The 466-nt window shown below is 57.7% G+C and carries 1 pseudogene; it reads left to right on the top strand.

The features are described 5' to 3' along the window. Positions 1-100: 100 nt before the first annotated feature. Positions 101-466, top strand: a pseudogene (locus BGK49_RS17775) (transposase domain-containing protein); the annotation flags it as partial.

The raw sequence follows: 466 nt of genomic DNA, 5'->3' as shown, positions 1-466 counted from the left end.
CTTTCTGTTCCATAACAGGTGTCCACTAGTTGAAAAGGTGGGCACCTACGTTACCAATACAGGCTTAATGGCTACATACGGCGGTCAGTTTACGCTTACTGCCGAATCAGGTACTGTAACGCTACGCAAGCGCCGTCTTCCCCTCGAAATGATGGTCTGGTGTATTGTTGGCATGGCGCTTGAGCGTAAAGAACCTCTTCACCAGATTGTGAATCGCCTGGACATCATGCTGCCGGGCAATCGCCCCTTCGTTGCCCCCAGTGCCGTTATTCAGGCCCGCCAGCGCCTGGGAAGTGAGGCTGTCCGCCGCGTGTTCACGAAAACAGCGCAGCTCTGGCATAACGCCACGCCGCATCCGCACTGGTGCGGCCTGACCCTGCTGGCCATCGATGGTGTGTTCTGGCGCACACCGGATACACCAGAGAACGATGCAGCCTTCCCCCGCCAGACACATGCCGGGAACCCG

The organism is Shigella sp. FC1544 (assembly GCF_001722145.1).
Lineage (GTDB): Bacteria > Pseudomonadota > Gammaproteobacteria > Enterobacterales > Enterobacteriaceae > Escherichia > Escherichia coli.
The sequence above is the reverse complement of the archived record's forward strand: the minus strand, read 5'-3'. Positions and strand labels throughout refer to the sequence as shown.